The organism is Vibrio sp. 10N.286.46.A8 (genome assembly GCF_041470165.1).
Taxonomy (GTDB): domain Bacteria; phylum Pseudomonadota; class Gammaproteobacteria; order Enterobacterales; family Vibrionaceae; genus Vibrio; species Vibrio tasmaniensis_A.
In genome coordinates this window covers 35,765-42,394 of the sequence record NZ_JBFRLX010000066.1, presented here as the reverse complement: position 1 = coordinate 42,394, position 6,630 = coordinate 35,765, and the positions used below count along the sequence as shown (strand labels likewise).

Genomic DNA, 6,630 nt, shown 5'->3' with positions numbered 1-6,630 from the left:
TTCTTCTAAAGTAAATGACTACAATTATGAATCTTTTAAAAACTAGCCTAGCACTTGCCATCAGTTTGGTTGCAACGTCATCGATGGCAAACAGCTTGGATCAAGCTCAATCAATTCAAAACAAGACCAATAACGCGTCGGCTTCGAGCCAAAAGGTTATTAATAAAAGTTCACAAGCAACATTATTGCTGCAAGCTGAGGTTGAGCGTCTGCAAGAAGAAGTGAAAAATTTAGAAATCTATCACGATCACCTTGCCGCATTGGTTAACAGCCAAGATCAAGAAGCGCAGAGTATTGAAGGGCAGATCGACCAAATCAAACTAACACGTCAAGGTGTAGTGCCTTTGATGTACAAGATGATCGATGGTCTCCAAGAAGTTATTGAAAGCGATCTACCTTTCAAGACAAATAGCCGTCTGCGTCGCGTTGAAAAGCTGAAGGCGATGATGACTCGTGCTGATGTCAGTGATGCTGAAAAATATCGCCGTATTTTAGAGGCGTACCAAATTGAAGTGGATTACGGTATTAAGCTAAGTTCTTATTCAAGCCGTGTCGAGTTAAGTCAAGATAAAGTGCTTGAAGTTGATGTTTTGCATCTTGGCCGCATTTCACTGGTCGCTCGTAACTTAAATGGTACTCAATATTGGTCTTGGGACCAAAATAGCGATCAATGGCAAGAGTTGGATTCTTCGATGAAATCTGAGTTGGACAAAGCGTACGATATTGCTAATAAGCAAGCGTCTCCAAGCTTAATCACTTTACCTGTTTCTTTAACTGTTGCGGAGGTTAAGTAATGAACTTAAAGCCATTAGCAGCATTGCTTTGCATTACGTCAATTTCATTTTCTGCTTTCTCTGCATCAGACACGACTGCTCAGCTTGTTAATAAAGCAAAATCAGAGAGTCGCACGCAAGCGTCTCATAACGTAATTCGTGAAGCTGACTTTAAAAAGACAGAACAACAACTCAAAGCGATCAAATCACAGCTTGAAGCTAAACGTAGCTCTATTCAAGGTGCGACCGATGTTCTGACTCAGACATTCAGTGATAACGAAAACAAGCTTGCTCGTTTAGAAGAGAAACTGCGTTTAGAAACCGGTAGCTTAGGTGAGTTGTTTGGCGTTGTAAGACAAAATGCAAAAGACCTTGAACTTGAGCTAACGGATACAGTAACTAACGTAGATCGCGCAGCGTATACAGAAACTGTTTACCAAATCGTGGATGCAAAATCATTACCGTCAATGCCCCAGTTAACAGGTCTTTGGTTGAGCATGATGGAGCAAATTCAAGCAAGTTCAGAGATAAGTAAGTCGACAGTTTCACTAGTTAATAGTGAAGGGGTCACTGAAAAGGCAGAAGCTTATCGACTGGGTTCTATTGGTTTAGTCGCTGAGTCTGGTTACGTATGGTGGGATGCTAAACATCAAGATGCAATAGTGTACTTGAAGCAGCCATCACAAGGTCCAACACTGGCGTCACTTTCTACTTTAGCGAATGGCGAAGTGTCTAACGTGGTCGTCGATCCTTCTCGTGGATTCATGCTAGAACAATTAGCTTTGGAACCAAGCCTAGCTGATCGTCTGCAAGCTGGTGGCCTAGTAGGTAAAGTTATTCTTGGCTTGTTGGCAATTGGCTTAATCATCGCATTGGTTCGTGGTATTTCTTTGGCTATCGCTCGTCAGAAGATTCGTGCACAGCTTAAGAACCCAAAACAAGCAGGTAATAACCCTCTGGGTCGTGTTCTTGCGGTTTACAGCAAAGAGAAAAATCAAACAGTAGAAGCATTAGAACTGCGACTTTTAGAAGCGGTAGTGGATGAACAAACTCACCTAGAGAAAGGTTTATCAATGCTGAAGCTTCTAGCTGCTCTAGCACCAATGCTTGGCTTGCTAGGTACCGTAACCGGCATGATCGAAACATTCCAAGTGATCACACAGTTTGGTAATGGTGACCCTAAAGTAATGGCGGGCGGTATTTCGATGGCACTTGTTACAACGGTACTTGGCCTTGTTGCTGCAATGCCACTGCTATTGGCACACAACATTCTGAGTACTCAGTCAGAGAACATTCGAAATATTCTGGAGAAGCAGGGCATTGGCCTTGTTGCTGAGCAGGCAGAGAAGTCTATTGAACCAAGCGCTGTTGTTTCACAAGTTGGGACTGCCGCGTAATGGATATTTTGTCGGGTTCTCTATTACCAGCGAGTTGGTTAACGAGTAACTGGCTGCTGTCTTTATCAAACTTTATGGAGCAGGGCGGTTTCGTCCTGTGGTGGCTAGCGGCTGTCGTCCTCGTTTTTTGGGTACTTGTGGTAGAACGCGTGCTTTATCTCGCGTTCTACTTTCCAAAGCAGCGTCAAGCTTGGATTAATCAGTGGCATGAAAGAGAAGATCACTCTTCTTGGCATGCTAAAGCCATTCGTGAAGGTTGGTTGGGGCAAGCGAGTATTTTACTTAACCAAAACTTGAACTTTATTAAGCTGTTAGTTGCTATTTGTCCGATGTTGGGTTTGCTCGGTACCGTAACCGGTATGATCTCCGTTTTTGATGTCATGGCGACTCAAGGAAGCAGTGATCCTAAATTGATGGCCTCAGGTATCTCGTTGGCAACTTTACCAACGATGGCGGGTATGGTTGCTGCATTAGCGGGCATGTTTGTTCATGCTCGTTTAGCGAAAGTCTGTAACCGCTTAGAATTGAAATTAGAAAAATCTTTAAGGAGTCAACGATGAGACTCGGTCGACGTCATTCTAAAAACGAAGAGGCTCAAATAGACCTTACTTCGATGCTTGATATCGTATTCATCATGCTTATTTTCTTCATTGTGACGAGTTCATTTGTTCGTGAATCTGGTGTTGAAGTCAATCGCCCGCAAGCTTCAAATGTAGTGAGCCAAAAAGATGCAGGTATCTTTGTCGCGATTACTTCTGCGAATGACATTTTCATAGATAAACGTGTTGTGGATGTTGAACGTGTTCAAGCGACGTTAGAACACTTGTTGCTAGAACAACCTGATGCTTCTTTGGTTATTCAGGCGGACGAGCATGCTTATAACGGTACGGTTGTTAAAGTGATGGACGCTGCCAAAGGTGCGGGTGTTAAAAATATTGCGCTTGCAGCTGAAAAGCGATGATCTTGGAGGATCTTAATCAATGATTCGCCTATTTCTTGCATTACCTTTAGCGGGAGCGTTGGGTTTAGCTCTATTTTCTTTCATGGCTTGGATGGTCGATAATGGACACCAACGTTCGCCAGACAACAGTGAGACGTTAAGTTTCAACATGGTAATGGTTGAACAAGAACAAGAAGTACAGAGAAGACAACGTGCAGTCCCGGAACAACCCGAAATGCCAGAGCCGCCACCGCAAGCGCAAACGTCTCAGTCGCAAGCTGAAGTAACGCCTCTGAATTCACTGTCTTCACTGTCTTCACTGGATTTGAATACTTCAATTGAAGGCCTAGCGATTAACGCTCCAACATTTTCTGATTTGGGGTCAAATCAACAGGTAATGCCGCTTTATCGAGTTGAACCTCGTTATCCAGCAAAAGCGCTCAAGCGTGGCGCAGAAGGGTATGTCATTTTGTCTTTTACAATCGATGAAACAGGACGTTCTGTTGATATTCAAGTTACGGATGCAAATCCACGTCGTATGTTTGAACGTGAAGCGATAAGAGCACTTAAAAAATGGAAGTATCAACCCAAAGTCGTCGATGGAAAAGCGGTAGCTCAGGTTGGTCAAACCGTGAAACTAGAGTTTAAGTTGGCAAAATGATGAAACAGATATGGATATTAGTGGGCTTGTTGATAATGCCCCTTACAGTACCGGCAAAAGAGCTAACCCAATACACCGTTATTCGTGTTCAAAAGGCGAATAAACTTGCTCAAGAGGAGCAGGTTAAACAGGCGATTGAGGTTTTGGCTAGTTTGGAGTTATCTAAAGGCTATGACAAAGCCTATGTCGCTCGCATACTTGGTGTGTTTTACTGGCAAGATGGTAAAACAGAGACGGCAATCAAGCAGCTTACTTATGCAGTGGATAGTGGCTTATTGGTGGATGAGCAAGCTTGGGTAACGAAACGTATGTTAGCTGATTTACTGCTTAGCGAGCAGCATTTTAAATCGGCATTACCACACTATTATGAGCTCGTTGAAACAGCACCGGAAACTGAAAAGAAAGACACGCTTTGGATGCGAATTGCTCAAGCTGAATACCAAATTGAAAACTGGACGAAAGTACTGGCGGCTATAGGTAATCATAACAAGTTCAATTCAAAACCACAGTTGTCGCCTCTCTCGTTAAAGCTGGGTGCTCAACTACAGTTAAAACAATGGAAGCAATCAATTCCTACGTTAGAAAGTTTAGTTGAACTTCAACCCGAAAAAGACAACTGGTGGCGTCAACTGGTCGGGATTCAGTTAAGGCTAGAGCGTAGCCGAGATGCGTTGAATACCTTAGCGCTTGCTGAGCTACAAGGTGTTGAACTGAATAATTCAGACCGTAGGCTACTTGCTCAACTGTACGCGAAACGAGGCATCCCTGAGCGCGCTGCGCAAGAAATTAGCAAGTTAGATGACGCAAACAGCGATGTTCAACTTCTGGCTGAGCAAGCAACCTACTGGCAGCTAGCGAAAGAGTGGGACAATGCTATTGAAGTGTGGACGTTAGCGTCGAATATGAACACTCGATACCATTGGAATGTTGCTCAATTATTGGTTCAGCAAGGTTACTACAAGCGAGCTCTGGTTGTTTTAGACAAAGTGAAAGACAAGAACAAGCAAGCTGACGTTGCATTAGCGAAAGTACGTTCATGGTATAAGTTGAAGAACTTAGATAATGCTCTCGCTCAAGCTAAGCGCGCGAACAACATTGAACCGTCTCCTGAGGCTAAAGGGTGGATCAAATATTTGACCCAGCTGAGAACGGTAAGCGAAAGTGGAAACGCCTAATCACATATAGTTAGAAGCTAGAAAACAGAGTACTAAATAAGACAGTGAAAGGGTGTCATTTGAATGTTCAAATGACACTCTTTTTTTGTATTCTATAGACTTAAACCTAAACCTTAAACCTAGGTGCCTGAGCGGTGCTGTTGTTTGACTGAGGTAAGAATAATACCAATTACAGTAAGTAAGTGTACATAAATAGCGCTGGAAAAATGCTTGAGAACAAGGCGGAAATTTTCGATAAGTAGTTATTCTACAATCAAAATTTCTAACGATGTTATCGAGTGTTTTAACCAGCTAGGATGAACAGTTATTTACTACGATTGGTATAAAGATAAAGAAAATTCAAGTTAAAGGCTGCACATATCGCCACTGTGTGATCCCGCAATGATCACTCCGCTTTGGTCTACAATCCAGTTAATGGTGCAGTCACGATAGGGGTTTTTGAAAGAATGTTGTATTTCACCATTCTGGAGTGAGGTTTGAGTTTCTACCCAAGCAAATGTGCGTGACTCCCAAAATGTAACTGCTTGAGAGTGGGGCGTTAAATACAAAGCTTGCGCATCGGTAATATTGGAACCGATGTAACTCTCGATATGTTCGTCAGTACTAACAATCTGGCTAGTACAAGCCGTTACCAATACAGCCAAAGCTACAATAATACGCATTTCTAAATCCTTTTAAACTTGCATGGTTATGTCTGTTTTATAGTCAATAAGCTTAAACCACTCTTGAGCTAATCGTCATGCCAATGCCCTTGATAGTGATCTCTGTTCTAAATAGCTTCAACATTCCTTTCTTAAATGCACGGAACTCCTACTAAACAGGGCCTTTTATAAGCTCTAGAGCTCAGGATATCTACGTTTCCCACTTATATTGCCGCGATTCTTATACGTATACAGTTCGATTGTTCTTCAGTAGATGTTATGTAAATTTCCTTGCGACGCGCGAGAAACGTAAACAATGTAAATTGAATGCCAATACGAATTATTATCAACTAAATTATCGCCATAAAATCTATAGGTACTGGTTTGTATGTCGTTAAAAAGTAGGGCAGTTCAATCATGGGCTCGTCGACTTCATGTTTATATTTCTATGGCGCTGCTGTTTGTTGTTCTTTTCTTTTCAGTGACAGGCATCACCCTTAATCGCCCTGAGCTATTCGAATCAAGCCAACCCAATATCCAACGTTCTACGCTAACGCTTCCCACGAGTTTGTTTACGATCCAAGACGGTCGACTGAAAGCCGACGAGTCTGCTTTTGAAAAGTTTTTATTTGAAGAAGCAAACCTATCTGGCGTTCCTTCGGGGTTAGACATCTACGCAGAGATTGAAGACGGTGAGTTACTCATCGGTGAAGTGTCTATGGACTTCAAAGGACCTGGCTACAACGCTTCTGTGTTTGTCGATGTGACTTCTGAAATGGTGGAAGTCGAAACAACGAATTATGGCGTTATCGCATTGTTGAATGACTTACACAAAGGGCGTAATAGCGGTGAAGTGTGGAAGTGGTTTATCGATATCACTGCGCTGCTGATGATCTTCTTTGTACTGACTGGCGTGTGCTTACTGTTACCTAAGAAAAAGACACTCAATACTTCCATCAAATGGACGGTGTTTGGGTCTGCAATCTCACTTGCTATCTATTTTGTTGCCGTGCCTTAACTTTTAGAAGATTGATGAGTCGACA

General features: G+C 42.6%; 8 protein-coding genes. 7 read left to right on the top strand and 1 reads right to left on the bottom strand.

All coding sequences use genetic code 11. From position 1 onward, the window contains the following. Window positions 1–26 precede the first annotated feature (26 nt). Genes AB4232_RS07775 through AB4232_RS07750 form a run of 6 tightly spaced genes read left to right on the top strand, consistent with a single transcriptional unit; the run spans window position 27 to window position 4,946 of the window. Window positions 27–794, top strand: a complete 768-nt coding sequence (locus AB4232_RS07775) for a DUF3450 domain-containing protein (protein WP_372086834.1) — start codon at window positions 27–29, stop codon at window positions 792–794. Beyond that, window positions 794–2,170, top strand: a complete 1,377-nt coding sequence (locus AB4232_RS07770) for a MotA/TolQ/ExbB proton channel family protein (protein WP_135381455.1) — start codon at window positions 794–796, stop codon at window positions 2,168–2,170. The genes AB4232_RS07775 and AB4232_RS07770 overlap by 1 nt, the downstream gene beginning before the upstream one ends. Then, window positions 2,170–2,730: a MotA/TolQ/ExbB proton channel family protein gene (locus AB4232_RS07765; protein WP_065680030.1), complete on the top strand. Its 561-nt coding sequence runs from the start codon at window positions 2,170–2,172 to the stop codon at window positions 2,728–2,730. The genes AB4232_RS07770 and AB4232_RS07765 overlap by 1 nt, the downstream gene beginning before the upstream one ends. After that, a complete protein-coding gene (locus AB4232_RS07760) occupies window positions 2,727–3,131 on the top strand; it encodes a biopolymer transporter ExbD (protein ID WP_004731145.1) in 405 nt (134 codons plus the stop codon). Before AB4232_RS07765 ends, AB4232_RS07760 begins: the two co-directional genes overlap by 4 nt. A gap of 19 nt (window positions 3,132–3,150) precedes the next feature. After that, the gene (locus tag AB4232_RS07755; protein ID WP_372086832.1) at window positions 3,151–3,771 is read left to right on the top strand and encodes an energy transducer TonB; all 621 of its coding nucleotides are present in this window, start codon (window positions 3,151–3,153) and stop codon (window positions 3,769–3,771) included. Continuing rightward, window positions 3,768–4,946 (top strand): hypothetical protein, encoded by a 1,179-nt coding sequence (locus AB4232_RS07750; RefSeq protein WP_372086830.1) that lies wholly within the window; start codon window positions 3,768–3,770, stop codon window positions 4,944–4,946. Before AB4232_RS07755 ends, AB4232_RS07750 begins: the two co-directional genes overlap by 4 nt. Window positions 4,947–5,290: 344 nt before the next feature. Here AB4232_RS07750 and AB4232_RS07745 read toward each other — a convergent pair whose 3' ends face one another. Beyond that, entirely contained in the window at window positions 5,291–5,608 is a 318-nt protein-coding gene (locus tag AB4232_RS07745; RefSeq protein ID WP_372086828.1) for a hypothetical protein, read from the bottom strand. Between the two features lie 367 nt (window positions 5,609–5,975). Between AB4232_RS07745 and AB4232_RS07740 the strand changes: the two genes are divergently transcribed. Further along, entirely contained in the window at window positions 5,976–6,605 is a 630-nt protein-coding gene (locus AB4232_RS07740) for a PepSY-associated TM helix domain-containing protein (RefSeq protein WP_065680034.1), read from the top strand. The last annotated feature ends 25 nt before the right edge of the window (window positions 6,606–6,630 follow it).